This window comes from Stutzerimonas nosocomialis (assembly GCF_005876855.1).
GTDB lineage: Bacteria > Pseudomonadota > Gammaproteobacteria > Pseudomonadales > Pseudomonadaceae > Stutzerimonas > Stutzerimonas nosocomialis.
Map to the genome: position 1 here is coordinate 1 of NZ_QLAE01000039.1, position 26,238 is coordinate 26,238.

The following is a 26,238-nucleotide window of genomic DNA, read 5'->3' on the forward strand; positions in this document are numbered from 1 at the left end:
CCCCGAAGAAAGAATGGCCTTCAGTTCTTGTGGATTCATTATTTGAAAACCTTGCGCAGCAGTGGGGTGAAACTCGACATGAGTAGAGATACGTTATCGTACGACAATTGACATTGCCAGCCCCTGTCGTACGAACGCGACCAACGTCTTACCCGCCGGGCCGCAAGCCCCGCCAGCTCTAGTCTGGGCTCGAGCCCATGGCTAGTGCCAGCGCGACGCCGCGCCCCAACGGCGGTGAATCGACGCTGCCAGGTTTGACAAGGCCCGCCAGAGATGGGTAATAATCTCGCCAAGTCATATGACAACCTATGACACCAATAACAACAACAGCAGAGACAGGCCCATGCCCACGATCCGTGGTACAGCCACACGCCCGCTCCCCTGCCGTCTCGCCATGATCCTCGATCATCGCCTGCGCGCCCCGACCCGTCTGGTCGGGCGGCACCTTCCCTCCGGCACTGCGCAGCACCCACTACCGAACATCGACAGCCACCGGCGCCTCCGAGCCCCGGGGGCCGGCCGTGTGCGCCCGCTGGCCGGGCCGGCTGCGCGAACACCTTCTTCCCTGACGGCGATCGGCGCCACACTTTCGAGGAGTGAAACGGAAAATGGTTGATCAAACGACGGCGACCCCGGTCGTGCGGGACATGCAGGTCATTCCGGTGGCCGGCTACGACAGCATGCTGCTCAACCTGTGCGGCGCCCACGCGCCCTACTTCACCCGCAACCTGGTCCTGCTCAAGGACAGCGCCGGACGCACCGGCATCGGCGAAGTCCCCGGCGGCGAAGGCATCCGCCAGGCCCTGGAACGCACCAAATCGCTGGTGATCGGCCAGCCCGTCGGCCGCTACAACCGCATCCTCAATCAGCTGCGCCATGCGATCGCCGGCAACGGCCAGGGGCCCCAGGCCACCCGCCACGAAGTCACCTCCGAGGCCGAGGCCGCGGTGCTCAAGCAGCCACATGAAATCAACCTGCGCCTGGACAACGTGATCACCGCCGTCGAGGCCGCCCTGCTCGACCTGCTCGGCCAGCACCTGCAAGTGCCAGTGGCCGACCTGCTCGGCAACGGCCAGCAGCGCGACAGCGTGCCAATGCTCGCCTACCTCTTCTACATCGGCGACCGCAACAAGACCGACCTGCCCTACCTCGCCGGCAACGGCAGCGGCGACGACTGGTATCACATCCGCCACCAGGAGGCCGTGACCCCCGAAGCCATCGTCCGCCTGGCCGAAGCCACCGTGGCCCGCTACGGCTTCAAGGACTTCAAACTCAAGGGCGGCGTGATGAGCGGCGCCGAGGAGATGCAGGCCATTGCCGGCATCAAGGCGCGCTTCCCGGAGGCCCGAGTGACCCTGGACCCCAACGGCGCCTGGTCGCTGGACGAGGCCATCGCGGTGTGCAAGGGCCAGGGCCATATCCTGGCCTACGCCGAGGACCCGTGCGGTCCGGAAAACGGCTACTCGGGCCGGGAGGTGATGGCCGAGTTCAAGCGCGCCACCGGCATTCCCACCGCCACCAACATGATCGCCACCGACTGGCGGCAGATGGGCCACTCGCTGCGCCTCGAAGCCGTCGACATCCCGCTGGCCGACCCGCATTTCTGGACCATGGCCGGCTCCGTTCGGCTGGCGCAGATGTGTGACCAGTTCGGCCTGACCTGGGGTTCGCACTCCAACAACCACTTCGACGTGTCATTGGCCATGTTCACCCATGCGGCGGCCGCCGCGCCCGGGCGCATCACCGCCATCGACACCCACTGGATCTGGCAGGAAGGCCAGGAGCGCCTGACCCGCGAACCGCTGCAGATCGTCGGCGGCGAGGTCCGGGTGCCGGACAAGCCGGGCCTGGGCATCGAGCCGGACATCGACCGGATCATGGCGGCCCATGAGCTGTACAACAAGGTCGCCACCGGCGCCCGCGACGATGCCATGGCCATGCAGTACCTGGTCCCGGGATGGACCTACGACCCCAAGCAGCCGAGCCTCGGTCGCAAAACCCGCTAACGCATCACGCCCACGTCCCCCAGAGGAAATAACAATGAGAAAAACCCTTTGCGCCTCCCTGCTCTGCGCCGCCATGAGCTTCACCGCCGCCAGCACCTTCGCTGCCGAGACCAAATGGCCGACCCGGCCGGTACAGGTCGTGGTGATCGCCAACGCCGGAGGCGACACCGACTTCAACGCCCGCACCATGGCCAAGTACTTCACCAAGATCACCGGCAAGCCGATGGTCATCACCAACATGGCGGGCGGCGGCGGCACCATCGCGGCCGACCAGGTCAAGAGCGCCGCGCCTGATGGCAACACCATCCTCTTCACCCATACCGGGCAGATGATCGTCAACGAGGTCGCGGGCCTGACCGAGGATTCCTTCGAAGCCTTCGACATCTCCTGCATCGCCGGCGTCGACAAGGGTGCCGTGTTCGTGTCGTCCAAGAGCTCCGGCCTGACCACTCTCGACCAGCTGATCGACAAGGCCAAGGCCGAGCCCAACACCGTCACCTACGGCACCGAGATGGGCAGCTACTCCCACCTGCAGGGGCTGATGTTCGAGAAGCTCACCGGCGCCAAGATGAAGATGGTCGACGCGGGCACCGTGTCCGAGAAGGTCGTGGCGCTGCTGGGCGGCCGCATCGACCTGGGCGGCATCAGCTACGGCTCGGTGCAGGACTACGTCGCCAGCGGCGAGATGTTCGCCCTCGGCCAGCCCAACGACGAGCGCAACCCGCTGCTGGGCGACGTCAAGACCTTCAAGGAGCAAGGCGTCGACTTCGTGATGGAGAAGCCCTACATCGTCGCCTTCCCCAAGGGCACCGACCCGGCCATCGTGCAGAAGATGGCGGACGTGATGAAGCAGATCACCGAAGACCCCGCCTACGGCGAGGAGCTGAAGAAGACCTTCAAGCAACCGGTGAGCTACTACGGCACCGAAGAGTCGATCGCCCTGCTGCGCAAGACGCGCGAGGAATTCATGCAGTTCAAGGACGAGTTGCGCCAGGGCAAGTAAGCGCTGCGCACCGGCCGGACGCGCTCGCCGCGTCCGGCCTCCATGCCCTTAACCCATGAGGACCCGCCCGTGGACACCTACAAGAAAAAGGAGCTGGCGGTCGGCGCAGTGATGCTCTGCGCTGGCCTGTTCTACCTGGTGCTGACCATCAACCTGCCCCGCAAGGGCACCATCGACGCCTCCACCGTTCCTTACGTGCTCGCCTTCGGACTGTGCCTGCTCGGCCTGCTGCAACTGCTGAGCGCGCGCAAGGCGACCCGGCCTGAAGCCGAGCCGGACGCGGCGCCGAAGACACCCGCCGATTACCCGACCGTGCTCAAGACCCTGGCGCTGATCGCGGCCTACATCGGGCTGCTGGAGCCGGTCGGGTTCCCCATCGTCACCGCGCTCTACCTCTACGTGCAGTTCATCGTGCTGACCCCGAGCGAGCAGAAAGCCAATCACCTGACCTACGCCCTGATCGCGGTCATCGCCTCGGTGGCCATCTTCTTCACCTTCCGCCACGGCTTCGACCTGATGCTCCCGGCCGGCTTTCTGGACCTTTAGGAGGCGGACATGTTCGAGCTACTGCAGGCAGGATTCGGCGCTGTCTTCACGCCCTACATCCTCGTACTCATCACCCTGGGCGTCGCCGTCGGGATCGTCTTCGGCGCGGTACCCGGTCTCTCGGCCACCATGGCCATCGCGCTGTGCCTGCCGCTGACCTACACCATGGGCCCGGCCGCCGGGCTGTCGTTGCTGGTCGCCCTGTTCATCGGTGCCACCTCCGGAGGACTGATCTCGGCGATCCTGCTGAAAATTCCCGGAACACCCGCCTCCATCGCCACCACCTTCGACGGTGCGCCGATGATGGAAAAGGGCGAGGGCGTGAAGGCGCTCGGTCTGGGCGTCGTGTTTTCCTTCATCGGGACCATCCTCAGCATCGTCGCGCTGATGTCCATCGCGCCCTGGCTGGCCAAGACCGCCCTGCGCTTCGGCCCGCATGAATACTTCTCCATCGCGGTCTTCTCGCTGACCCTGATCGCGACGCTTTCCGCAGGCACCCTGCTCAAGGGCATCTACGCCGGCACCCTGGGGTTCGCCTTCTCCACCGTCGGCATCGCGCCGGTGGAGGCGATTCGCCGCTTCACCTTCGACTCGCCCAACCTCAACGCCGGTTTCGCCATGCTGACGGTGATGATCGGCATGTTCGCCGTCGCCGAGGTGATCAAGATCGCCGAGACCGGCCGGTCCATTCACCGAACCCGCATCCCGGACGTGAACATGAAGAACGTCAGGGGCTTCGGTTTCTCCATCAAGGAGTTCTTCGGCCAGATCCCCAACGCCATCCGCTCCTCGCTGGTGGGCATCGGTATCGGCATCCTGCCCGGCATCGGCGCGGGCACTTCGAACATCGTCTCCTACATCTTCGCCAAGAAGCGCTCGAAACACCCCGAGCGCTTCGGCAAGGGCGCGCCTGAAGGCGTGGTGGCCAGTGAAACGGCCAACAACGCCGGCATCGGCAGCGCGATGATTCCGCTGATGACCCTCGGCATCCCGGGCGACGCGACGACCGCGATCCTGCTCGGCGGCTTCCTGATCCACGGCATCCAGCCGGGCCCGATGCTGTTCATCAGCCAGGGACCGCTGGTGTACACCATCTTCGCCGCGCTGCTGCTGGCCTCGGTGATGATGCTGGTGCTGGAGTTCTACGGGCTGCGCATCTTCATCAAGCTGCTGGCGGTGCCCAAGCACATCCTGCTGCCGATCATCCTGGTGCTCTGCGTGGTGGGTGCGTTCGGGCTGAGCAGCCGCCTGTTCGACGTCTGGAGCATCATGCTGTTCGGCCTGATCGGCTACGGCTTCGTCAAGGGCGGCATGCCCGCGGCGCCCTTCATCATCGGCTTCATCCTGGGGCCGATGGCCGAAACCAACCTGCGTCGCGGGCTGATGCTGTCGGACGGCAACTTCAGCGGGTTCATCACCAACCCGATCTCCTGCGCCTTCCTCGTGCTCGCCGCCGCCTCGATCGCCTGGAACCTGATCCAGGCCCTGCGCTCGAAGAAAAGCGCTACGGCCCAGTTGCTACGCAGCTGACCCGGATGCCCTGGCCGGCGGCCTGGGCCAAGCCGCCGCCCCTCTCCCCACAGGGCTCTGCCTCGGGGAAAGGGCCGGGGCGACAGGGCAGCGGACCAGAGCCCCGCCCCGCACACCCCGCCACCCGATGCCAACGCCGACTGCCCGCATCCCTCGCCCAGGCGAACAGAACCCCGCACCGCTGGTCGAACCACGCGAAGAACAATGATGCAAAGGGCAAGGTCAGCCATGAAAACACCAACGATGATCGTGCTGCTGCTCGCCTTGGGCGGCTGCGCCTCGCAATCGTGCGACATGCCGTGGAGCGAGAGCGCCTGTCGCGAGGATCGCCTGCTTTACCAGAACGACCTGATGCAGGCGAAGATACTCATCGCATCGGGCGACGAGGAAGGCTACGAGCTGGCCCATGCGCTGCTCAACCGCAGCGCCAGGCAGGATCAGCGCGGCGAGACCGAGTTCTACCGTGCTCTGCTGATGATCCGCCAGGGCCCGCAAACCACCGAGGTGATCCGCATGCTGGACAGGGCCGCCGACAAGGATCACCCGCACGCCATCGCCCTGCTCTACAAGATCTACGACGAACCCTACCTGGTCGACCAGACCGACCCCGCCAAGGCCCGGCAGTACCGGGAGCGCTACGGGGAGCTGGACGTGGCCCAGAGCGGCTACCCCTCCTTCGACAAGGCGCGCGAGGTCGTCGATCAGTTGCTCGACGCCCCGCAACAGCTGGTCGAGCAGCGCACCGCCGAGGAACCGGCCGACGACTGATCGGCCGGCCCCTGCCGATCACAGCGCCGTGTGATCCGTATCCGGCGCCTTCTCGCCGTTGGCCACGGCCTGCGCTTCGGCTTCCGAGGCATAAGGGCCGCCCATCATGGCGCCGTCGAGTTCCACGACCCAGCACACCACCCAGGTGGGCCGCCAGGATGCGGGCATTTCGTCGCTGGTCAGTTTGCGTACGGTTGGCTTCATGGGTCCTCCTGTTTGGTCGATAACCCTGTACAGCTGACCACCACCGCCCGGCTTTGCTCGATTCCAATTGAAACGACTTGCATCGAAGCGCCGGCGAACGGTACGCGCCCGTTGGGCTCTATTGACCAGGTACCGGAGATCGAGGCCCCGATGCATCACTCGCCGACGCTGACCAGAACCCTGCTGCTGACGCTGGCATTCGCCGTTGCCCTGGCCGGCTGCACGCGGATCACCCTGGTCTACCGCAACCTCGATACCCTCATCCCCTGGTCGCTGAACGACTACCTGGCGATGAACGCCGAGCAGCAGCGCGGCTTCAAGGCCGACCTGCGCGAGCACCTGAGCTGGCACTGCAAGACCCAGCTGCCCGACTACCTCAACTGGCTCGAGCGGCTGCAGCGACAGGTCGCCAGCGGTTCGGTGGACGAACAGACCCTGCGCGCCCGCTACACCGAGGCCAGGGAGGCGGTCCAGGTGATCGCGGTCGAAATCACCCCCACCACCGTGGAGCTTCTGCGCGACCTGGACGATCGCCAGCTCAAGGTGCTGGAAGACAAGTTCGACGAGCAGCGGCGCGAGCGCCGGGAAAAGTACCTCGACCCGCCCCTCGACCGGCAGATTCGCGACCGCGCCGACCGTATGCAGGAGCGCCTGGAAGACTGGGTCGGACGGCTCAGCGCCGAGCAGCGCCAGCGGGTGCTGGCCTGGTCCCACGCCCTGGGCGACCAGAACCGCCGCTGGATCGACAACCGGGACCAGTGGCAACAGGCGCTCGTCGAGGCGCTGGCGCAGCGCCACTCGCCGGCGTTCCCCGAGCGCATGGCCGGCCTGCTGCAGGATCGCGAAGCGCACTGGACCGAGGCCTATCGCCAGACGTTCGAGCGCAACGAGCAGGCGGGCATCGATCTCGCGCTCGATCTCTACGCGATGTCCAGCGAGACCCAGCGCGCCCGTCTGATCTCGCGCCTCGAAGGCATCCGCAAGGATTTCAGCTCGCTGCGGTGTTTGAGGGATTAGGGAAGCTGGAAGCTGGAAGCTGGAAGCTGGAAGCTGGAAGAGAACAGTCTGGGGCTGTCCTGGAGGCACGCGGGTTTATCTCATGGCGTCGATCATTTCCCGGCCAAGACTTCAAGCTTCAAGCTCAGACGGCTCTCATACCGATCAAGCTCTGCCTCACCCGCGTCTGTTCTTCCACCGGCAGCTCGACGAGGGTTTCGGCCTTGCCGGCCACCAGTGTCGCCACGGGGATGCCGTCGCGGTAGACGATGCGATTGCCGGCAAGGGCCGGCACCCTGGTTCCGGGCAGCAACGTGCCGAGCTGGTTCAGCGGATCGACGGCCGATAGGCTGACCAGCTCGCCGCTGGCCGGGCGCTTGCGGGTTTCGCGCAGCAGCGCGACCGCATCGGGCAAGGCGAACTGTTCGCCCGAGACGCCGGCGACGAAGCGTCCGCCGCGGATCTCGCCGCGGGCTTCGAGCCGGTGATAGATGCGCAGCAGCTCGCGCCACGGCGGCAGCCAGTCGGCTTCCCGTTCGAGCACGCGCCAGAAGACCACCCCATATCGGCGCAACAACACCATCGCCAGATGCTCCAGCGCCTGCTGATCGGGCGCGGCGCGCTCGCCTGAGTCGGACTCGGGAGGCTTGCGCACCAACGCCCAGCGTCCGGCATCGGCCATGCCTCCGATGAACGCCCCGCCCCGGTTGCGCCGTCCGCCTCGGCTGCGCTTGGCGGCGGGCGCGAGCAGCGCGCGAAGGCCGGCGAAGCTGTCGGCGTTGACCACCCCGACCGCTACCAGCTCGCCCAACGCGTCTTCCAGCTCGCTGCGCAACAGGTGCGCGTCGTGGCTGAGTTCGTCGAAGAACAGCGCGCCCTGGTCGCGCAGCGTATCGAGCACCCGTTGTGCCCGTGGCGAGAGCTCAAGCGTACCCTGCCCCCCGGCCAGTCGCTGCCAGGTGGCGAGCTGGCGGCGCGGCAGCAGGACGATCGGCGTGCCGCGCACCGGACCGCTTCCGGCTCGGGTCCGGCCCGCCAGACGGGTCCAGACCACACGGCCGGAACGGCACAGGTCGTCCAGCCAGGTGATGCTGTAGTCCTGCAGCCGGCCGGGCAGCAGCTCGCCTTCCCAGGCACCGGCGGCCGCCTGGAAGCCTTCGAGCTGGGCGACCACGACGTCCAGCGCATCGGCGCCGCGCATGCGGGCGTCCCTGGACAGGTGCTGCCAGTCGAACAGAAAGCGCATGAAGTCGGCGCGCTCCACCGGCTCGATCTCGCGCCGCAGGCGCTTGACCGTGTAGCGATGGATGCGCGCCAGCAGGTGGCGTTCGCACCATTGTTCCTCCCCGGCATCGGGGCTGAAACGGCCACGCATCACGTAGCCCTCGCGCTCCAGGCGCAACAGCGCCTGGGCCACGGACGAGGCCGGCAGCGCCAGCGGACGCGCGATCAGGGCCACCGGCAGCGGGCCGAAACCGGACAGCCGGGCGCGGACCAGTTCGGTGATGGCCTGCTCCTCGTCCCAGGCCTGGTCGTAGCCGGCCGGAGGCTGCAGCGCAGGCGCCAGCGGTGCGCTGGGGTAGATCGCGCGCAGCATCGCCAGCCGCTCGACCGGCAGCCACAGCGCGCGCCCGGTGGCGACCTGCATGCGCGTCGCCCGCCCGGCGCGGGCCAGTTCGTCCAGCCAGCCGGCCCAGCCGGGATGCTCGCTCGCCTCGTCCTCGGCCATGCAGCCCAGTCCGGTCAGCGCCTCGTGCATCTCGTCCGCGCTGCGCGCCTCGGGCCAGGCTTCGACCCGCACCGCCTCGATGGCGTCGGGGTCCAGCGCGCCGAGGTCATCGCTCGACTCCGGATCGGTCCAGCGCCGGTTGAGCACCGCCTGGGTGCGTCGTTCCTCGAGCGGCGCATCGTCGAGAAAGGCGTAGGGCCGCGCGCCGAGCACCTGGATCGCCAGCGGCGACGGCGCCGGCAGGTCGCGGCAGAGCAGCTCGACCTCGCCGCGTTCCATCGCGCCGAGCAGGGCCAGCCAGCCGTCGCAGTCCATCGCCTCGTTGAGGCAGTCGTCCAGGGTCTGCGCGACCAGCGGATGATCGGGAATCTCGCGCTCGCCGACGATGTTCTCCAGGCACGCGACCTGATCGGGAAAGACCGTGGCGAGCAGGTCCTCGCTCTTCATCCGCTGCAGCTGCGGCGCCACCTTGCGACCGCCCGCCATGCGCGGCAGGGCCAGCGCGGTGGTGGCGTTCCAGCGCCAGCGCACGCCGAACAGCGGCGCATCGAGCAGTGCCTGGATCAGCACCTGGCGCGCCGAATTCGAATGCAGGTAGCGCCAGACTTCGTCCAGTTCGAAGCTGTGGCTGGTCGACAGCGAGAGGATGATCGCATCCTCGGTGGCCGCCGCCTGCAGCTCGAAGTTGAACGTGCGGCAGAAGCGCTTGCGCAGCGCCAGCCCCCAGGCGCGGTTGACCCGGCTGCCGAACGGCGAATGGATGATCAGCTGGGTGCCGCCGGACTCGTCGAAGAAACGCTCCATCACCAGTCGCTGCTGGGTGGGCAGTACGCCCAGCGCGGCGCGCGCCCGGGCCAGGTACTCGACGATCTGCCGGGCGGCCGATTCGTCCACGCCCAGCGTGTCGCACAACCAGTCGATCGCCGGTTGCAGCCGGGACGGCCGCTGCTCGCCGCCTTCATCGCCAGGCGGTGCGGCGTCGGCCAGCAGTGCGTCGATCTGTCCGCGCAGCCGCGCCACGGCGAAGGACAGCTCGTCGCTGCGCCCGGGCGCCTCGCCCAGCCAGAACGGGATGTTCGGCGGCTGGCCCTTGGCATCCTCGACCCGCACCCGGCCGGGCTCGATCTTGAGGATCTTGTAGGCGGTGTTGCCGAGCTGGAACACGTCGCCGGCCAGGCTCTCGACCGCGAAATCCTCGTTGACGGTGCCGATGTTCAGGCCCTGGGGTTCGAGCAGCACGCTGTAGTCGGCGTTGTCGGCGATGGTGCCGCCGGAGGTCAGCGCGGTCAGCCGCCCGCCACGCCGCCCGCGCAGGCTGCGCGAGACGCTGTCGCGGTGCAGGTAGGCGCCGCGCGCGCCGTGGCGGGTGGTGTAGCCCTCGGCGAGCATCGCCAGCACCGCCTGGTAGCGGGCCTCGTCCAGCTCGGCGTAGGGCATGGCGCGGCGGATCAGCGCCAGCAGGTCGCTCTCCTGCCACTCCCGGCAGGACACCTCGGCCACGATCTGCTGGGCCAGCACGTCCAGCGGCGCCTGCGGGATGTGCAACCTGTCCAGCTCGCCGCGCCGCACGCAGTCGAGCAGCGCCGCGCATTCGATCAGGTCGTCCCGGGAGCTGGGGAACAGGCGGCCCTTGGAGATCCCGGCGACCTGGTGCCCCGCCCGCCCGACCCGCTGCAGGAAGGCCGCGATCGAGCCGGGCGAGCCGAGCTGGCAGACCAGTTCGACATCGCCGATGTCGATGCCCAGCTCCAGCGAGGCGGTCGCCACCAGCACCCGCAGCTCGCCGCGCTTGAGGCGCTGCTCGGCATCCAGGCGCTGCTCGCGGGCCAGGCTGCCGTGGTGGGCCGCCACCAGGTCGCTGCCCAGGCGCTCGCTCAGGTGCCGCGCGGCGCGTTCGGCCATGCGTCGCGTGTTGACGAAGATCAGGGTGGTGCGGTGCTCGCGGGCCAGTTCGGCGAGGCGGTCGTAGCACAGCTCCCAGACCTCGTTGCTCATCACCCCTTCGAGCGGCACCGGCGGCACTTCGAGGGCCAGGTCGCGGGCGCGGCGATGGCCGACGTCCACCACTTCGCAGGGGCGGCCGGCGCCCACCAGAAAGCCCGCGACCGCCTCGATCGGCTTCTGCGTCGCCGACAGCCCGACCCGCACCAGCGGCTGGCCGCAGAGCGCTTCGAGCCGTTCCAGCGAAAGCGCCAGGTGGCTGCCGCGCTTGTTGCCGGCAATCGCGTGAATCTCATCGACGATGACGCTGCGCACGCCCTTGAGCATGTCCCGCCCGGATTCGGACCCGAGCAGCACGTAGAGCGATTCCGGCGTGGTGACCAGGATGTGCGGCACCCGCTTGCGCATGGCCGTGCGCTCGCGCTGCGGGGTGTCGCCGGTGCGCACCGCGGTGCGGATGTCCACTGGCGGCAGGCCGAGGCGCTGCAGTTGCGCCGCGATGCCGGCCAGCGGCTCGACCAGGTTCAGCTGGATGTCGTTGGACAGCGCCTTGAGCGGCGAGACGTAGACGACCCGCGTCTCGTCCGCGAGCCCGTCGTCGGCCAGGCCACGCCGCACCAGGTCGTCGATGGCGGCGAGGAAGGCGGTGAGCGTCTTGCCCGAGCCGGTCGGGGCCGCGACCAGCGTCGAGCGCCCCGCCAGGACCAGCGGCCAGGCGGCCGCCTGCGCGGCGGTCGGGGCGGGAAAGTGGCTGGCGAACCAGCCGGCCACGGCGGGGTGAAAGCCGGCCAGGCCGGCCTCGGAGAGGGAGGTAGTCATCGACGCAATATGGTGCCGGCCGACCGCCTCGACAAGGCCGCGCTGACGGCTGGTCGCGCCCCGGGGAAACGGCGGCCGCGCCCGGGGGTCTACCCCTGGTACACCCACCTCTAGGAGGCAGCATGAGCAATCCATCGATGACCCTGGACGATGCGATGAAACTGGCATCCGAAGCCTTCCTGCCGCTGGGCTGCGTGACCAGCGCCAACCCCGAGGACGACAGCTTCGGCTTTACCGTGATGAACAGCGGCGGCGAGCCGGTCCTGCAGGTGGCCAACGTCCCGAGCAGCCAGTACGCCGACCCGGTCAGCCTGGGCGGCGTCCTGCAGCAGGCGCGCCTGGACGTCGAGCACAAGGGCTGCCACCTCGAGCCCTGGACCATGCCGATGGAAGACGCCACCGGCATTCCGGTCACCCCGCCCAACTACTGAGCCAGGAGACGCCCATGGCCGATCCCGTACTGCTGATCACCGGCGCCTCGTCCGGCATCGGCGCCGCCACCGCCCGGGCCGCCGCCGGAGCCGGGTACCGCGTGGCACTCGCCGCGCGGTCGAAGGACAAGCTCGAGTCGCTGGTGCAGGAACTGGGCGGCCCCGACCGCGCGCTGGCGATCGCCTGCGACGTCAGGGAAATCGACGACCAGCAGGCCATGGTCGCCAGGACGCTGGAGACCTACGGCCAGCTCGATGCCGTCTACGCCAATGCCGGGATACCCGGCGCCGAGGGCGGGTTCGCCGGTGCGGACCCGCACGTCTGGCGCGAGATGCTGCTGACCAATGTGTTCGGCGTCGCCCTGACGGTGCGCTACAGCCTCGATGCCCTCAAGGCCAGCCGTGGTCACCTGCTGCTGACCGGCTCGGCGGCCGGGCGCTTCGTGATCCCGGGCTCGATGTACAGCGCCAGCAAATGGGCGGTCACGGGCCTGGGCCACAGCCTGCGCGAGGAACTGCGCGGCAGTGGCGTGCGGGTCACGCTGATCGAGCCGGGCATGGTCGACACCCCGCTGTTCGACGAACCACCCGCCTATGCGCTGCAACCGCAGGACATCGCCAATGCGGTGCTCTACGCGCTATCGCAGCCGGCGCACGTCGATCTCAACGAGATCCTCATCCGTCCGACGCCCCCGCTGGACGACTGATCGCCCGCCCGCCGCGTTTCATCGCAGCGAACTTTCGCCGTCTATTTCAGGTCGTTACAGGAGCGGTTTGCCGCTCCACCCACCGGAGACGATGCCCATGGCGTACCTGGCCCGCGAGCCCATGCCACGACCGGCGCAGGCCTGTCTGGATCAGGCGCTGCGACGCTACCAGCAGGTGCGTGCGACCAGCGAATCGATCTGCGCGCCGCTCTCGATCGAGGATCACCTGATCCAGAGCATGCCCGACGTGAGCCCGCCCAAATGGCACCTGGCCCACGTGAGCTGGTTTTTCGAGACCTTCCTGCTCAAGCCCTACCTGGCCGGTTACCGGACGCCCAACGAGGCCTTCGACCACCTGTTCAATTCCTATTACGAAACCCACGGCACCCCTTTCCCGCGGGCCCGGCGCGGCCTGATCTCGCGCCCGGGCGTGGCCGAGGTCTACCGCTACCGCCACCACATCGACCAGGCCATGGGCGAGCTGCTCAGCCAGCCGCCGGCAGAACACGCGACAGAGATCGCGCGCCGGGTGGAACTCGGCCTGCAGCACGAGCAGCAGCATCAGGAACTGATGCTGATGGACATCAAGCACATCCTCGCGCAGAACCCGCTGCATCCGGTCTACCGCAACGACCTGAAACCAGCGCCGGCGCCCTCGCCGCAGACCCTGCGCTGGCTCCGCATCGAAGGCGGCGTACGGCACATCGGGCACAGCGGCGATGACTTCGCGTTCGACTGCGAAACACCCCGGCACCGCCAGTACGTCGAAGACTTCCAGCTCGGCAGCCGGCTGGTCACCAATGGCGAGTACCTGTCGTTCATCGTCGACGGCGGCTATGCGCGCACCGAACTGTGGCTGTCGGATGGCTGGAACCTGATCCGCCAGGCGGGCTGGAACGCGCCGCTGTACTGGCAGCACCACGAGGGTTTCTGGCACGAGATGACCCTCGGCGGCCTGCGCCCGCTGGACCTCGCCGCACCGGTCTGCCACCTCAGCCATTACGAGGCCGACGCCTATGCGCGCTGGGCCGGCGCGCGCCTGCCCACCGAGGCCGAATGGGAAGTCGCCGCCACCGGCCAGCCGCTGCGGGGCAATTTCCTGGAGAGCGATCACCTGCAACCGGTGGCGGCCAGCGCCTCGCCGGACGCACCGGCGCAGCTGTTCGGCGATGTCTGGGAGTGGACCGCGAGCGCCTACCTGCCCTACCCCGGTTTCCGTCCGCTCGAAGGTAGCCTGGGCGAATACAACGGCAAGTTCATGTCCGGCCAGATGGTGTTGCGCGGCGGGTGCTGCGCCACGCCCGAGTCCCATGTCCGAGCCACCTACCGCAACTTCTTCCCACCCGCCTCGCGCTGGCAGTTCGCCGGCCTGCGCCTGGCCAAGGAGAGCTGAATGGCCCTTGCCGTCCGCTTTTACGACCAGTCCCATCACGAACAGACCGCCTCGCTGCGCGACGAAACCCTTGCCGGCTTCGCCGCGACGCCCAAGTGGGCCTCGCCAAAGTTCTTCTACGATCGGCGCGGTTCGGAGCTGTTCGAACAGATCTGCCAGCAGCCGGAGTACTACCTCACCCGTACCGAGGAATCGATCCTGCGCAGCGCCGCCAACGACATCGTGGAGATCGCCGGCCCCCACGCGGACCTGATCGAGTTCGGCAGCGGTGCCAGCCGCAAGGTGCGCCTGCTGCTCGAGGCAATGCACCCGACCAGCTACCTGGGCATCGACATCTCCGAGGACTTCCTGCTGTCGAGCACCCAGCGGCTCGCCGCCGACTACCCCTGGCTGGACGTCCATGCCGCCTGCGCCGACTTCACCGGTGAACTGACCCTGCCCCAGGGCTTCGACAGCGAACACCCGCTGGCCTTCTTCCCCGGGTCGAGCATCGGCAACTTCACCCCCGACCAGGCGCGGCAGTTCCTGTCTTCCCTGCACGGCATGCTGCCGGCCGGCGCCGGGCTGCTGATCGGTGTCGACCTGGTCAAGGACAAGGACGTGCTCGAAGCCGCCTACAACGACCGGGCCCACGTCACGGCCGCGTTCAACCTGAACCTGCTCGAACGCATCCGCGAGGAGCTGGACAGCGACATCGACCCCTCGCGCTTCGTCCACCACGCCTTCTTCAACGAGCGCGAGTCGCGCATCGAGATGCACCTGGTCAGCCCGCAGGCGCAGGACGTGGTCATCGAGGGCCGGCATTTTCACTTCGATGCCGGCGAAAGCCTGCACACCGAGAATTCCTACAAGTACACGCGCGAAGCCTTCGTCGAGCTGGCTCGAAGCGCCGGCTTCGAGTCGACCGCCTATTGGACCGACCCCAAGGCGCTGTTCAGCGTCCATTACCTCACCCGCTGAGCCTTGCCCTGTCACCTCCACCATGAGACCGCAATGCCCAACCCCACCCTGCTCCCCGGCCTCGCGCTGGGGCTTTCACTCGCATTCGGCACCTTCCCTGCGCTGTCCGACGAACCGCTGCGGATAAAGCAGCTCCAGCGCTGCGGCGACCTGCTGCAGGCGCAGGAGATGACATTCTGCCTGCGGGCGACCGGGCTGGATGGCGACGCCGCGGACCTTCGGGTCCTGCTCGATGGCAAACCGGTGGAGCAGGATGACCTGGTGCGCGATGGCCAGACGCTGCGCCTGACCCTGCGCGCCCGCGAGCGCCAGAGCGGCCCGCTGTGGATCGAGCGCGGCGAGCAGCGCAGCAACGCCGCCTGGCTCTCGCTGCGGAGCAGCCACGTGCTCGCTGCAGGGCCGGACAAGGTCGCCGAGAACATGGAAGGCCTGACCACCTACGTCGACCTCATCAGCGTGGTGATCGAGGAAAACCACGACGGCCTGGAAGAGGCCCGGCGCCTGGCCGAACGCTACGGCGCCGAGGTGGTGGGGGCGATTCCGCCGCTCAACACCTATCAGCTGCGCCTGCCGGCGACCAACCTCACCGAGCGCGACGCCCTGGTGCTGCGCATCGGCAGCGAGATATCGGTGGATGCCGTGGTAATCGAGGAATCGAGCCCCGAGAGCGGCGAGTCGGAACATCGCCCCGAAACCCGTCCGGCCCCCGAGGAGTGGGCGGCCAACCGCTTCATCGACGCGGTGAACTACTACCGGCGCCGCGTGCCCGTCACCGAGTCGCCCATCGAGCCGGTGCCGGTGCGCATCGGCGTGATCGAGCGCGACGTGGACTTCGACGCGCCGGACTTCGCCGATTACCTGGGCGCCTGCGAAGGCGAGCGCCGCACCTGCCTCTACGCCCGCGATGGGGACAAGCCTGACGGCCACGGCAGCACGGTGGCCGGCATACTCGCCGCCGACTGGAACCAGGGCGGCAATACCGGCTTCCTGCGCGGGCTCGACGAAGTGGGCGGCGGCTTCGAGGTGATCGTCGACCGCAATTCCGACGCCGGCATCCTCGGCAACATCGCCGCCTCGGTGAACCTGGTCGAAGACGGGGCACGAATCCTGAACTGGAGCTGGGGCATCCATCGCCTCGGCGCGCTGGACGTCAAGGGCGACGAAGTGGACTCGCTGGTGCGCTCGGGGCTGGCGTTCAGCGGCTACGAGGAGCTGCTCGAAGAGTTCTTCCTCTGGCTGCGGATGAAGCATCCGGACGTGATCGTGGTCAACTCGGCCGGCAACGGCTCGTCCTTCAGCAGCGCCGACGAGTACCGGCTGCCGTCATCCTTCGTCACCGAACAACTGCTGGTGGTGGGCGGCCATCAGCGCAGCGACGAGAAAAAGGTCTCGGTCAGCGACCCGCGCTACGTCGAGCGACGCGCTTCGTCGAACCTGGACATGCGCGTCGACATTTCCGCCTCGGCCTGTGCCGAAGCCTCGACCCGCGAGGCCGAGGCGCGGGGCGAGCCGCACTGCGGCACCTCCTACGCGACACCGATGGTCGGCGGCATCATCGCCGCCATGCTGTCGATCAACCCGGACCTGACGCCCGAACAGGTGCGCATCCTGCTGCGCCGAAGCGCCATGACCATCGGCGATGAATTCGACTTCGAGCCCACCGACGCCGACGACCTCACCGCCCCGATCCTGCCCTCGGAGCGTGGCTATGAGCTCGATAACAAGGATGTCGGCCGCTCGGCGCGGCTGGACATGCAGAAGGCGCTGGACCTGACGGTCAGAAGCCGCGACCGGGTGCGTTAACGGAAAGCGCAGGTATAACAACACGCGTGGATGAAAAAAGCGTCATCCACCCTACGGACCATCGTTCGGTAGGGTGGATCACGCTTTACCGATCCACCACCCAAATCCGCGACCCGCTTGCCAGACCGGCCCGATCAGCGCGTAGGGTGGATCACGCTTTACCGATCCACCGCCCAAACCCGCAACCCGTTTACCAGACCGGCCCGGTCAGCGCGTAGGGTGGATCACGCTCCACCGATCCACCGCCCACCCGCAACCCGTTTGCCAGACCGGCCCGGTCAGCGCGTAGGGTGGATCACGCTTTACCGATCCACCACCCGAACCCGCGACCCGCTTGCCAGACCGACCCGATCAGTTGCCGGCCGCGGCCCTGGCGGCGATATCGTCGAACACCTCGGGGACCAGCGCGGCCTCGCCCTTTTCGTCGAGCTGCCGGCGAAAACCGTCGCTGGCGGGCGCGCCCGCCTCGAGCAGGCGCAGCAGCTGGGCGCCGCGCTCGGTGAGCACGAAATTCTCGCCGGTGCCGCCCTCATCGGTCGGCCGTGCGGCGATGAACTTGCCCTCGAAGAGCAGGCTTTCGTAATCGGAGGCTTCGGCGCGCAAGTGATCGAGGTTCGGCAACGGCTGGCCGGCCGCCTCCATCGCCTGGGCGTGCTCTTCGGCATAACGGCGCGGCTTGAAGGTGTCGTTGGCCGACGTCTGCACCTCGTGCAGCAGGCGCAGGATCAGATCCCAGTTGTAGCTCATCACGTCTCTCCTTTTGCCGGTGGCGGCCGCACCGCAGGCACGGCGTACATGCATAGTGACCCTGAGGCTCACCGCTAGGTTCGATCGTCCGTCGGGGGGTGGGCGCGCTGAACTTAACCGGCGGATCGACGATCCACCGTTCAAGACGTCCTGCGAGGAGTTACGCCATGAAATCCCTGATCATTTCGCTTACCGCAGCCTTGCTGGCCAGCCCCGCGGCATTCGCCTGCACCACCGACGAAGCCAACGCCAAGGCTCAGGAACTGGGCAAAAGGGTCAACGAACTGACCAAGAGCGACCCCGAGCGCGCCGCCAAGATCAACGCCGAAATCCGAGACCTCCAGCTCAAGCGCTCCGCCAACGAGCTGGGCAACGAATGCGAAGCCTACGACCAGCGCATGCGCGACCTGGAAAAGGCCGAAGACAAAGCCGACATCCCGGCCAGCTGATCCTACCCGGCGGCACCGACGTGAATGGGCTGCGCGCCCGAGCGGCCAGCGTGAGGCGCTGGCCTGACAGACCACCCTCGCAGCCCCACCTCCCGCGGGAGCGGTCGGGGACGCCCAGTCTTGACCGCGAAGGGGCTACTCCCGAACGCTTATTCCGCCGGCTTCTTACGCTTGAGCGGCGCCAGGCCGTCCTGGCTGACGACCTTCGACGGGGCCTCGCGCTTGGGCTTGCGCGCGGCGGGCTTGGCCTTCTTGTCGGCGGTTTTCTTCTCGATCTTTTTCTTCTTGGTGCCGGCGGCCTTGCCTGACGCCTTGAGGTTCTTCGGCCCCTGGTAGGTGCCCTTGAGTCCCTTGATCACGCGACGCTCGAAGCGCTGCTTGAGGTAGCGCTCGATGCTGGACATCAGGTTCCAGTCGTTGTGGCAGATCAGCGAGATCGCCAGGCCATCGCCGCCGGCACGGCCGGTGCGGCCGATGCGGTGCACGTACTCGTCGCCGGAGCGCGGCATGTCGAAGTTGATGACCAGGTCCAGCCCATCGATGTCCAGGCCGCGGGCGGCGACGTCGGTCGCCACCAGCACCTTCACCCCGCCCTGCTTGAGGCGATCGATGGCGAGCTTGCGGTCCTTCTGGTCCTTCTCGCCGTGCAGCACGAAGACCTTCATCTCGCCGGCGACCAGGTGGCCGTAGAGCCGGTCGGCCTGGGCGCGGGTGTTGGTGAAGATGATCGCCTTCTGGAACGGCTCGTTGGCCAGCAGCCAGTGCACCAGCTTTTCCTTATGCGCCGGGTCGTCGGCGGTGATGATCTGCTGGCGGATGTTCTCGTTCAGCTCGCTGACGCGGTTGAGCTGCAGGTGCAGCGGGTCATCGAGCACCTGCGCCGCCATCTCGCGCAGCGCCGCGCCGCCGGTGGTGGCGGAGAACAGCAGGGTCTGCTCGCGCTTGCCGCACTCGCCGACCAGGCGCTGCACGTCCTCGGCGAAGCCCATGTCGAGCATCCGGTCGGCCTCGTCTAGCACCAGCAGCTCGACGTCCTTGAGCACCAGGTTGCCGGCGTTGAGGTGTTCGATCAGCCGGCCGGGGGTGCCGATCAGGATGTCCGGGCACTTGCGCAGCATCGCGGCCTGGACCTTGAAATCTTCCCCACCGGTGACGATGCCGCCCTTGATGAAGGTGAACTGGGCGAAGCGCTCGACTTCCTTGAGGGTCTGCTGCGCCAGCTCGCGGGTCGGCAGCAGGATCAGCGCGCGCACGTCGGTGCGCGGCTGGGCGTCGCGGATCAGGCGGTTGAGCATCGGCAGCACGAAGGCGGCGGTCTTGCCGCTGCCGGTCTGCGCCGTCACGCGCAGGTCGCGTCCTTCGAGCGCCGGGGGGATGGCCGCCACCTGCACGGGCGTGGGCTCGACGAAGTTGAGTTCGGCGACCGCCTTGAGCAGGCGTTCGTGCAGGGCGAATTGGGAGAACAAGGCGACACCTCGGGCGAAGACGGGAAAAACGGCTGCATAGGTTACCCGGTTACGCCGCCGCACGCCGCATCCGCAGGGCGGCCCATGTTCGCTGAGCGCCGGGACGGCTAAGCTTGGCCGCCGGCTCCGGGCTTGGCCCGCGAACCCTTCGTGCCGCTATCGGGCAGAGGCGCGCTCACTGCGGCTCGCAGGTCAGGGTCGCGCGCAGGCGGATGACATCGCGCTTGAACTTGACCGTCATCGGCACTTGCGCGCCGGCCGCGATCACCGCCCGGCGGGTACGTGGCGACTCGGGGCCGTTGCGAAACACGGCGGTGCAGCTGACCGGCGTCGGCCCGTAGTTGTAGAGCAGCAAGGCGGACATGTCCCGGTCGATGGCCTGGGGCGTCACCGAGATCTCGGTATCGTTGAGTTTCTGTTCGACTTCGATCGGATAGGTCGCGGCAAGGCCGGCAACGGGCAGCACGGCAAGAAGCACGCAGCAGAGTCTTTTCATTTTTGGCAATCTCCTACGGGGCGGACCCGAGCGTATCAGACCGCCCATGGCGCAGCAGAAGGAAACAGGCAATGAAAGCCCCCCGCGTGACCCTCGACCAGTGGCGCACCCTGCAGGCGGTCATCGACCACGGCGGTTTCGCCCAGGCGGCCGAGGTGCTGCACCGCTCGCAGTCGTCGGTGAGCTACACCGTGGCGCGCATGCAGGAGCAGCTCGGCGTGCCACTGTTGCGCATCGACGGGCGCAAGGCGGTGCTCACCGACGCCGGCGCGGTACTGCTGCGCCGCTCGCGCCAGTTGCTCACCCAGGCCGGCCAGCTGGAAGAGCTGGCCCATCACATGGAACAGGGGTGGGAAGCCGAAGTGCGCCTGGTGGTGGACGCCGCCTACCCCAACCAGAAACTGATCCGCGCCCTGACCGCCTTCATCCCGAAAAGCCGCGGCTGCCGGGTCCTGCTGCGCGAAGAAGTGCTGTCCGGCGCCGAGGAGGTGCTCAAGGAGGGCCATGCGGACCTGGCCGTCAGCGCACTGGACATCACCGGCTACCTCGGCAGCGAACTGAGCACGGTCGAATTCGTCGCCGTGGCCCAGGCCCAGCACCCGCTGCACCAGTTGCAGCGCAAGCTCAGCGTGCAGGACCTGCAAACCCAGATGCAGATCGTGGTGCGCGATTCGGGCCATCGCCAGCCACGCGACAGCGGCTGGCTGGGCGCCGAGCAGCGCTGGACGGTCGGCAGCCTGGCCACCTCGGTGGCCTTCGTCCGCAACGGCCTGGGCTTCGCCTGGCTGCCACGGCACATGATCGAACGCGAACTGGCCGAAGGCGTGCTCAAGCCGCTGCCGCTGGTGCAGGGCGGCGTGCGCCGGCCCTTGTTCTACCTCTACACCAACAAGGACAAGACCCTCGGTCCGGCCACGCAGATTCTCATCGAACTGATCAAGACGTACGATGCCGAACCGCTCGCGGCCTTCGCGGGTTGATCGACGTACCAACGCAGGGAAATTCATCCATGTTCAAACGATTGCTACTTGCTGCCTCCACCCTTCTGCTGACCGGCCAGCTGCTGGCCGCCGACAAGCCTCAGGTGCTGCTCAACACCAGCCTCGGCGAAATCGAGATCGAACTCGAGGCGGACAAGGCGCCGGTCAGCGTGCAGAACTTCCTCGCCTATGTGGACAGCGGGTTCTACGACAACACCATCTTCCACCGGGTGATCTCCGGCTTCATGATCCAGGGCGGCGGCTTCACCGAAGACATGCGCCAGAAGGACACCCAGGCCGCGATCAAGAACGAGGCCGACAACGGCCTGCACAACGTGCGCGGCACCCTGGCGATGGCGCGCACCCAGGCGAAGGATTCGGCCACCAGCCAGTTCTTCATCAACCATCGCGACAATGCCTTCCTCGACCACGGCTCGCGCGATTTCGGCTATGCCGTGTTCGGCAAGGTGGTACGCGGCATGGACGTCGTCGACCAGATCGCCCAGGTGCCCACCGGGCGCAAGGGCATGATGCAGGACGTACCGCGCGAGCCGGTCAGGATCATCTCCGCCAAACGCCTGTAGTTTCCGCGGGGCGGGCCCTGCGCCCGCCCTTCTCCAGCGAGGCCTGAATGCTGTTCCGTCGTTTCGAAAACCTGATAGACCCGTTCAAGGAAGCCCCCGCCACCCTGCCGCCCCACGGCATATTCCGGTTCTACCTGCATTACCTGATGCAGGTCTGGCCGCTGCTCGTCGCGCTGCTGACGGTCGGTTTCTTCGTCACCCTCATCGAGGTGGCGCTGTTCAGCTTCATCGGGCAGCTGATCGACATGGTGCAGGCCACGCCCAGCGCCGAATTCTTCGAGCAGAACGCCAACCAGCTGATCTGGATGGCCGTGGTCGCCCTGCTGCTGCGCCCGCTGTTCTTCGGCCTGCATGACCTGCTGGTCCACCAGTCGCTGTCGCCGAGCCTGACCAACCTGATCCGCTGGCAGAACCACCGCTACGTGCTGCGCCAGAGCCTGGGGTTCTTCCACAACGATTTCTCCGGGCGCATCGCCCAGCGCGTCATGCAGACCGGCCCGGCGCTGCGCGAGTCGGCGGTCCAGGTGGTCGACTCGCTGTGGCACGTGATCATCTATGCCGGCAGCGCCCTGGTGCTGTTCGCCCAGGCCGACATCCGCCTGGTCATCCCGCTGACCCTCTGGATAGTCGGCTACATCGCCGCGCTGTGCTATTTCGTGCCGCGGGTGCGCCGTCGTTCGGCGGACGCGTCCGAAGGACGCTCCAGGGTGATGGGCCGGGTGGTCGACGGCTACACCAACATCCTCACCCTCAAGCTGTTCGCCCATTCCCAGCATGAGGAGCGCTACGCCCATTCGGCGATGCAGGACCTGGTTCAGCGCTTCCGCTGGCAGTCGCGCATCATCACCGCGATGGACTTCTCGATCATCTGCATGAACGGCCTGCTGATCGCCGGCACCGTCGGACTGGCCCTGTGGCTGTGGAGCATCGGCGAGATCACGCCCGGCGCGATCGCCCTGGCGGCCGGTCTGGTGATCCGCATCAACAACATGTCCGAGTGGGTCATGTGGGTGGTCAACAGCATCTTCGAGAACGTCGGCACCGTGCAGGACGGCATGCGCACCATCGTCCAGCCGCAACAGCTCGCCGACCGCCCCGACGCCGCGCCCCTGCAGGTCCGCGAAGGCGGCATCCGCTTCGACAACATCCACTTCCACTACGGCAAGGCGGAAGGCGTCATCGCCGGCCTCGACCTGCAGATACGCCCCGGCGAGAAGATCGGCCTGGTCGGCCCGTCCGGCGCCGGCAAGTCCACCCTGATCAACCTGCTCCTGCGCCTGTACGACCTGGAGAGCGGCCGCATCCTCATCGACGACCAGGACATCGCCCGGGTAACCCAGGAAAGCCTGCGCGCGCAGATCGGCGTGGTGACCCAGGACACCGCCCTGTTGCACCGCTCGATCCGCGACAACCTGCGCTACGGCAAGCCCGACGCCAGCGACGAGGACCTGCTCAAAGCCATCCGCGGCGCACGAGCCGACAGCTTCATTCCCGAACTCAGCGACGACGCCGGCCGCACCGGCCTGGACGCCTACGTCGGCGAGCGCGGCGTCAAGCTCTCCGGCGGCCAGCGCCAGCGCATCGCCATCGCCCGCGTGCTGCTCAAGAACGCGCCGATACTGGTCCTCGACGAAGCGACCTCGGCGCTGGACTCGGAGGTCGAGGCCGCCATCCAGGACAGCCTGGAGACGCTGATGGAAGGCAAGACGGTGATCGCCATCGCCCACCGGCTGTCGACCATCGCGCGGATGGACCGCCTGGTGGTGATCGATCGCGGGCGCATCGTCGAAACCGGCACCCATGCCGAACTGCTGGAGCGCAACGGCCTCTACGCGCGGCTCTGGCAACACCAGACCGGCGGCTTCGTCGGGGTGGAATAAGGGCCTCCGCTTGGGAGCGGTCCTGAGCGCGAACGGCGCCGCACCCTATAGCGGTCGAGACTCGGCGCCTTCGGCCGCTTCCACGACGAACCGGCGCCTGAGCCCCCCACCGCGCTACGAATCGCCCTGGCGATACGGCAAGGCCTGGCGGGCGGCTTCGGCGTAGCGCAGCACCCCTGCGCGCTCCTGTTCGAGAAAGTCGGCGACCGCGGCGCGCAGTCCCGGGTGCCGCAGGTAGTGCCAGGAGCGGGTGATCACCGGCTCGAATCCGCGGATCAGCTTGTGCTCGCCCTGAGCGCCCGCGTCGAAGCGCTGCAGGCCCATGGCGATGGCCTGGTCGATGCCCTGGTAGAAGCAGGTCTCGAAGTGCAGCCGGTCGAATTCCGCCAGGCATCCCCAGTAGCGCCCATAGAGGCTGTGTCCGTCGGTCAGGCAGAACGCCATGGCCACCGGCCGGCCGCTCTGCACCGCCAGCACCACGCGAATGGCCTCGGGCATCCGTTCGGCCAGCAGGCTGAAGAATGCCCGCGTCAGGTACGGGGCCTGGCCACGAACCTCGTAGGTGTTGGCGTAGCAGGCATAGACGAAATCCCATTCACGCTCGCTGAGCTGGTGCCCCTCGCGCCAGTCGAAACCGATCCCCTGCCCCGCCACCTGCTCGCGCTCCTTGCGCAGTTGCTTGCGCTTGCGCGAGGCGAGCGCATCGAGAAAGTCCTGGAAGTCGCGGTAACCGCGGTTGTGCCAGTGGAACTGGCAGCCGATGCGTTCGAGCCAGCCCGAGCGAGCGCCCATCCGCTCGTCACAGGCAGGGCTGGTGAAATTGATGTGCAGACTCGACAACCCCTCCTGCTCCAGGCCCGACTGTAGCGCGTCGAGCAAGGACGCAGCGGCCTGCGGGTCACCGAGCAGGCGCGGCCCGCAGACGGGCGAGAAGGGAATGGCAGCCAGCAGCTTGGGGTAATAGGCGATGCCAGCGCGACGGCAGGCATCGGCCCAGCCGTGATCGAATACGAATTCGCCGTAGGAGTGTCGCTTCAGGTAGGCCGGGATGGCGGCAAGCAGATCGCCACGCTCATCCAGCCACAAACGGTGCGCTGGCTGCCAGCCACTGTGGCCGCCCACGCAGCCAGCGTCTTCCAGCGCGCTGAGGAAAGCATGGCGCAGAAATGGCTGCGCCACGGGCAATAGCGCATCCCAGCGAGCCGCCGGTACAAGATGCAGGGAATCGGCGAGAAGCACGGTCACGACAAAACTCCGGCACGAGAATTCTTTTCAAAAAGGAACGGTTCTTTTTCCGTTTTACACCTGTTGATGGAAGCAGATCCTGCCCAAATAACTGTAAACCATGACGCAGTCGAAGTTTCTCTAATTCAACTTGCCTTCATTCTCCAAAACTTAACATTTCATCGATAAGGTCGCGCGGCCTCTTTACGCCTTTATTATTTACAACCCCCTCCGAGCGCGCCCTTAACTCGTCCTAAATACTTGTTTTTGAAAAAGTTCCTATAACTCTAAAATGTCATATGGCAGAAAGCCTTCTGTCATATCGCATTTCCATAATCGCCTCCGTTCACACAACGACGTCATGGCATTCGCAGGGCGGCGTTTCATAAACGAAGGAGTTTTTCGATGAAGAAGAAGTTGATTGCGATTGCTGTTGGCTCTGCGCTGTCGATCCCGGCTGTAGCACTGGCCGATGTAAGTATCTATGGCCGTGCACACGTATCGGTGGACTACCTCGATGATGGCGCCGACTACTCTGAAACCAACCTGTCGAGCAACTCCTCGCGCCTGGGCTTCAAAGGCAACCATGACATCAACCCTGATCTGAAAGCCTTCTTCCAGATCGAACAGCAGATCAACTTCACCACCGGCGCCTCGAGCGGCGGTACCGACTTCGCCACCCGTGACACCTTCGTCGGCCTGGGCGGCAACTTCGGCGCCGTGCAGATCGGCCGCTTCGACAGCCCGTTCAAGGTAGCCCGTGGCCCGTTCAACCTGTTCGGTGATCAGGTCGGCGACATGAACAACCTGGCCCGCGTCACCAACGGCCGCCTCGACGAGCGTTATGACAACACCATCCAGTACACCACGCCGACCTTCAACGGCTTCAACGCCCGGGTGGCCTACTCGATGTACAAGGGCCAGTCGCTCAACATCACCGACACCACCAGCAACAACGAAGACAGCGATGCCTTCAGCGCGTCGCTGAACTATATCGGTGGCCCGCTGGAAGCCACCCTGGCCTATGAGCAGGTAGAAGAAGACACCCTGCGTGGCGAGGCCGATTCCATTCGCGCCGCTGCCGCCTACAAGCTCACCGATGCCTTCAAGCTGGTCGGCTTCTACCAGACTACCGACTACACCGGCTACAGCGATACCACCAGTGCCGCTCGCGACTCCGGCACCTTCAACGTCTACGGCCTGGGCGGCGAACTGGCGATTGCCAAGAACACCGCACTGAAAGCCACCTGGATGACTCACGACAGCGACGCCAAGAGCGCCGATGCCGACATGTGGGTCATCGGTGTCGAGCACAAGCTGGACAAGGCCGTGCGCGTCTACGCCAACTACGCCGTAGTCGACAACGACGACAACGTTGCCTACTCCCCGTGGATGCAGTCCCGTACCGCCACCCCGAGCAACCAGTCGATCGATGCCAACGGCGTGAACCATGCGCTGGGTGAGAAAGCGGCTGGCTTCACCGTAGGTCTGCGCTACGACTTCTGATCCGTCAAGGATCGGATGTAAAACAAACCGGGCTGCTCCCCAAGGGACAGCCCGGTTTGTCATTTAATCG

Annotated in this window: 22 protein-coding genes; 16 read left to right on the top strand and 6 right to left on the bottom strand. The window is 66.8% G+C overall.

The annotated features are described in order from the left end of the window. Nucleotides 1-608 precede the first annotated feature (608 nt). From DN824_RS19035 to DN824_RS19055, 5 genes are all read left to right on the top strand, one after another. Nucleotides 609-2,006, top strand: a complete 1,398-nt coding sequence (locus DN824_RS19035) for an enolase C-terminal domain-like protein (RefSeq protein ID WP_138409931.1) — start codon at nt 609-611, stop codon at nt 2,004-2,006. Nucleotides 2,007-2,040: 34 nt separating this feature from the next. Continuing rightward, on the top strand, nt 2,041-3,009 hold the full coding sequence (locus DN824_RS19040) for a tripartite tricarboxylate transporter substrate binding protein (protein ID WP_138409932.1): 969 nt from the start codon (nt 2,041-2,043) through the stop codon (nt 3,007-3,009). A 69-nt stretch (nt 3,010-3,078) separates the two neighbouring features. After that, a complete protein-coding gene (locus DN824_RS19045) occupies nt 3,079-3,555 on the top strand; it encodes a tripartite tricarboxylate transporter TctB family protein (RefSeq protein ID WP_138409933.1) in 477 nt (158 codons plus the stop codon). A gap of 9 nt (nt 3,556-3,564) precedes the next feature. Beyond that, on the top strand, nt 3,565-5,085 hold the full coding sequence (locus tag DN824_RS19050) for a tripartite tricarboxylate transporter permease (RefSeq protein WP_138409934.1): 1,521 nt from the start codon (nt 3,565-3,567) through the stop codon (nt 5,083-5,085). Between the two features lie 228 nt (nt 5,086-5,313). Further along, on the top strand, nt 5,314-5,853 hold the full coding sequence (locus DN824_RS19055; protein WP_138409935.1) for a hypothetical protein: 540 nt from the start codon (nt 5,314-5,316) through the stop codon (nt 5,851-5,853). An 18-nt stretch (nt 5,854-5,871) separates the two neighbouring features. Here the strand turns inward: DN824_RS19055 and DN824_RS19060 are convergent, their stop codons facing one another. After that, complete coding sequence (locus DN824_RS19060; protein ID WP_138409936.1) at nt 5,872-6,057, bottom strand: hypothetical protein; 186 nt, start codon at nt 6,055-6,057, stop codon at nt 5,872-5,874. Between the two features lie 150 nt (nt 6,058-6,207). Here DN824_RS19060 and DN824_RS19065 point away from each other — a divergent pair, with 150 nt between their 5' ends. Beyond that, nucleotides 6,208-7,074 carry a DUF6279 family lipoprotein gene (locus tag DN824_RS19065; RefSeq protein WP_138409937.1) on the top strand — a complete coding sequence of 289 codons (867 nt, stop codon included), beginning with the start codon at nt 6,208-6,210 and terminating at the stop codon, nt 7,072-7,074. Between the two features lie 124 nt (nt 7,075-7,198). On the opposite strand, the gene DN824_RS19070 is transcribed toward DN824_RS19065, so the two are convergent. Then, the gene (locus DN824_RS19070; protein WP_138409938.1) at nt 7,199-11,542 is read right to left on the bottom strand and encodes a DEAD/DEAH box helicase; all 4,344 of its coding nucleotides are present in this window, start codon (nt 11,540-11,542) and stop codon (nt 7,199-7,201) included. Between the two features lie 122 nt (nt 11,543-11,664). Between DN824_RS19070 and DN824_RS19075 the strand changes: the two genes are divergently transcribed. The 5 genes from DN824_RS19075 (at nt 11,665) to DN824_RS19095 (ending at nt 16,836) form a co-directional block, all read left to right on the top strand. Further along, nucleotides 11,665-11,973: a hypothetical protein gene (locus DN824_RS19075; RefSeq protein WP_138409939.1), complete on the top strand. Its 309-nt coding sequence runs from the start codon at nt 11,665-11,667 to the stop codon at nt 11,971-11,973. 14 nt (nt 11,974-11,987) lie between these two features. Beyond that, a complete protein-coding gene (locus DN824_RS19080) occupies nt 11,988-12,680 on the top strand; it encodes an SDR family oxidoreductase (RefSeq protein WP_138409940.1) in 693 nt (230 codons plus the stop codon). 97 nt (nt 12,681-12,777) lie between these two features. Further along, nucleotides 12,778-14,073 carry an ergothioneine biosynthesis protein EgtB gene (egtB, locus tag DN824_RS19085; RefSeq protein ID WP_138409941.1) on the top strand — a complete coding sequence of 432 codons (1,296 nt, stop codon included), beginning with the start codon at nt 12,778-12,780 and terminating at the stop codon, nt 14,071-14,073. Further along, a complete protein-coding gene (gene egtD / locus DN824_RS19090) occupies nt 14,074-15,033 on the top strand; it encodes an L-histidine N(alpha)-methyltransferase (RefSeq protein ID WP_138409942.1) in 960 nt (319 codons plus the stop codon). 33 nt (nt 15,034-15,066) lie between these two features. Beyond that, a complete protein-coding gene (locus DN824_RS19095) occupies nt 15,067-16,836 on the top strand; it encodes a S8/S53 family peptidase (RefSeq protein ID WP_138409943.1) in 1,770 nt (589 codons plus the stop codon). A 351-nt stretch (nt 16,837-17,187) separates the two neighbouring features. Here the strand turns inward: DN824_RS19095 and DN824_RS19100 are convergent, their stop codons facing one another. Further along, complete coding sequence (locus DN824_RS19100; protein WP_138409944.1) at nt 17,188-17,583, bottom strand: transcriptional regulator; 396 nt, start codon at nt 17,581-17,583, stop codon at nt 17,188-17,190. A gap of 167 nt (nt 17,584-17,750) precedes the next feature. On the opposite strand from DN824_RS19100, the gene DN824_RS19105 reads away from it, so the two are divergent. Next, on the top strand, nt 17,751-18,032 hold the full coding sequence (locus DN824_RS19105) for a hypothetical protein (RefSeq protein WP_138409945.1): 282 nt from the start codon (nt 17,751-17,753) through the stop codon (nt 18,030-18,032). A gap of 149 nt (nt 18,033-18,181) precedes the next feature. Here the strand turns inward: DN824_RS19105 and DN824_RS19110 are convergent, their stop codons facing one another. Together DN824_RS19110 and DN824_RS19115 are read right to left on the bottom strand one after the other, a co-directional pair. Continuing rightward, nucleotides 18,182-19,498: a DEAD/DEAH box helicase gene (locus DN824_RS19110; protein WP_138409946.1), complete on the bottom strand. Its 1,317-nt coding sequence runs from the start codon at nt 19,496-19,498 to the stop codon at nt 18,182-18,184. Between the two features lie 175 nt (nt 19,499-19,673). Then, a complete protein-coding gene (locus DN824_RS19115) occupies nt 19,674-19,994 on the bottom strand; it encodes a 3-phosphoglycerate kinase (protein WP_138409947.1) in 321 nt (106 codons plus the stop codon). Nucleotides 19,995-20,065: 71 nt separating this feature from the next. On the opposite strand from DN824_RS19115, the gene DN824_RS19120 reads away from it, so the two are divergent. The 3 genes from DN824_RS19120 to DN824_RS19130 are packed head-to-tail and all read left to right on the top strand — an operon-like array spanning nt 20,066 to nt 23,438. Then, nucleotides 20,066-20,974: a LysR family transcriptional regulator gene (locus tag DN824_RS19120; RefSeq protein WP_138409948.1), complete on the top strand. Its 909-nt coding sequence runs from the start codon at nt 20,066-20,068 to the stop codon at nt 20,972-20,974. A gap of 29 nt (nt 20,975-21,003) precedes the next feature. Beyond that, nucleotides 21,004-21,558: a peptidylprolyl isomerase gene (locus DN824_RS19125; RefSeq protein ID WP_138409949.1), complete on the top strand. Its 555-nt coding sequence runs from the start codon at nt 21,004-21,006 to the stop codon at nt 21,556-21,558. A gap of 47 nt (nt 21,559-21,605) precedes the next feature. Next, the gene (locus DN824_RS19130; RefSeq protein WP_138409950.1) at nt 21,606-23,438 is read left to right on the top strand and encodes an ABC transporter ATP-binding protein; all 1,833 of its coding nucleotides are present in this window, start codon (nt 21,606-21,608) and stop codon (nt 23,436-23,438) included. 114 nt (nt 23,439-23,552) lie between these two features. Here the strand turns inward: DN824_RS19130 and DN824_RS19135 are convergent, their stop codons facing one another. After that, the gene (locus tag DN824_RS19135; RefSeq protein WP_138409951.1) at nt 23,553-24,683 is read right to left on the bottom strand and encodes a GNAT family N-acetyltransferase; all 1,131 of its coding nucleotides are present in this window, start codon (nt 24,681-24,683) and stop codon (nt 23,553-23,555) included. A 384-nt stretch (nt 24,684-25,067) separates the two neighbouring features. On the opposite strand from DN824_RS19135, the gene DN824_RS19140 reads away from it, so the two are divergent. After that, nucleotides 25,068-26,168: a porin gene (locus DN824_RS19140; RefSeq protein ID WP_138409952.1), complete on the top strand. Its 1,101-nt coding sequence runs from the start codon at nt 25,068-25,070 to the stop codon at nt 26,166-26,168. Nucleotides 26,169-26,238: the final 70 nt, after the last annotated feature.

Excerpts from the sequence above, each read along its gene's own strand:
- DN824_RS19035 (WP_138409931.1), top strand. The coding sequence starts at position 609 with ATGGTTGATCAAACGACGGCGACCCCGGTCGTGCGGGACATGCAGGTC.
- DN824_RS19100 (WP_138409944.1), bottom strand. The coding sequence starts at position 17,583 with ATGAGCTACAACTGGGATCTGATCCTGCGCCTGCTGCACGAGGTGCAG.
- DN824_RS19040 (WP_138409932.1), top strand. The coding sequence starts at position 2,041 with ATGAGAAAAACCCTTTGCGCCTCCCTGCTCTGCGCCGCCATGAGCTTC.
- egtB (WP_138409941.1), top strand. The coding sequence starts at position 12,778 with ATGGCGTACCTGGCCCGCGAGCCCATGCCACGACCGGCGCAGGCCTGT.
- egtD (WP_138409942.1), top strand. The coding sequence starts at position 14,074 with ATGGCCCTTGCCGTCCGCTTTTACGACCAGTCCCATCACGAACAGACC.
- DN824_RS19125 (WP_138409949.1), top strand. The coding sequence starts at position 21,004 with ATGTTCAAACGATTGCTACTTGCTGCCTCCACCCTTCTGCTGACCGGC.
- DN824_RS19130 (WP_138409950.1), top strand. The coding sequence starts at position 21,606 with ATGCTGTTCCGTCGTTTCGAAAACCTGATAGACCCGTTCAAGGAAGCC.
- DN824_RS19055 (WP_138409935.1), top strand. The coding sequence starts at position 5,314 with ATGAAAACACCAACGATGATCGTGCTGCTGCTCGCCTTGGGCGGCTGC.
- DN824_RS19065 (WP_138409937.1), top strand. The coding sequence starts at position 6,208 with ATGCATCACTCGCCGACGCTGACCAGAACCCTGCTGCTGACGCTGGCA.
- DN824_RS19105 (WP_138409945.1), top strand. The coding sequence starts at position 17,751 with ATGAAATCCCTGATCATTTCGCTTACCGCAGCCTTGCTGGCCAGCCCC.
- DN824_RS19070 (WP_138409938.1), bottom strand. The coding sequence starts at position 11,542 with ATGACTACCTCCCTCTCCGAGGCCGGCCTGGCCGGCTTTCACCCCGCC.
- DN824_RS19120 (WP_138409948.1), top strand. The coding sequence starts at position 20,066 with ATGAAAGCCCCCCGCGTGACCCTCGACCAGTGGCGCACCCTGCAGGCG.
- DN824_RS19075 (WP_138409939.1), top strand. The coding sequence starts at position 11,665 with ATGAGCAATCCATCGATGACCCTGGACGATGCGATGAAACTGGCATCC.
- DN824_RS19140 (WP_138409952.1), top strand. The coding sequence starts at position 25,068 with ATGAAGAAGAAGTTGATTGCGATTGCTGTTGGCTCTGCGCTGTCGATC.
- DN824_RS19095 (WP_138409943.1), top strand. The coding sequence starts at position 15,067 with ATGCCCAACCCCACCCTGCTCCCCGGCCTCGCGCTGGGGCTTTCACTC.
- DN824_RS19080 (WP_138409940.1), top strand. The coding sequence starts at position 11,988 with ATGGCCGATCCCGTACTGCTGATCACCGGCGCCTCGTCCGGCATCGGC.
- DN824_RS19060 (WP_138409936.1), bottom strand. The coding sequence starts at position 6,057 with ATGAAGCCAACCGTACGCAAACTGACCAGCGACGAAATGCCCGCATCC.
- DN824_RS19050 (WP_138409934.1), top strand. The coding sequence starts at position 3,565 with ATGTTCGAGCTACTGCAGGCAGGATTCGGCGCTGTCTTCACGCCCTAC.
- DN824_RS19115 (WP_138409947.1), bottom strand. The coding sequence starts at position 19,994 with ATGAAAAGACTCTGCTGCGTGCTTCTTGCCGTGCTGCCCGTTGCCGGC.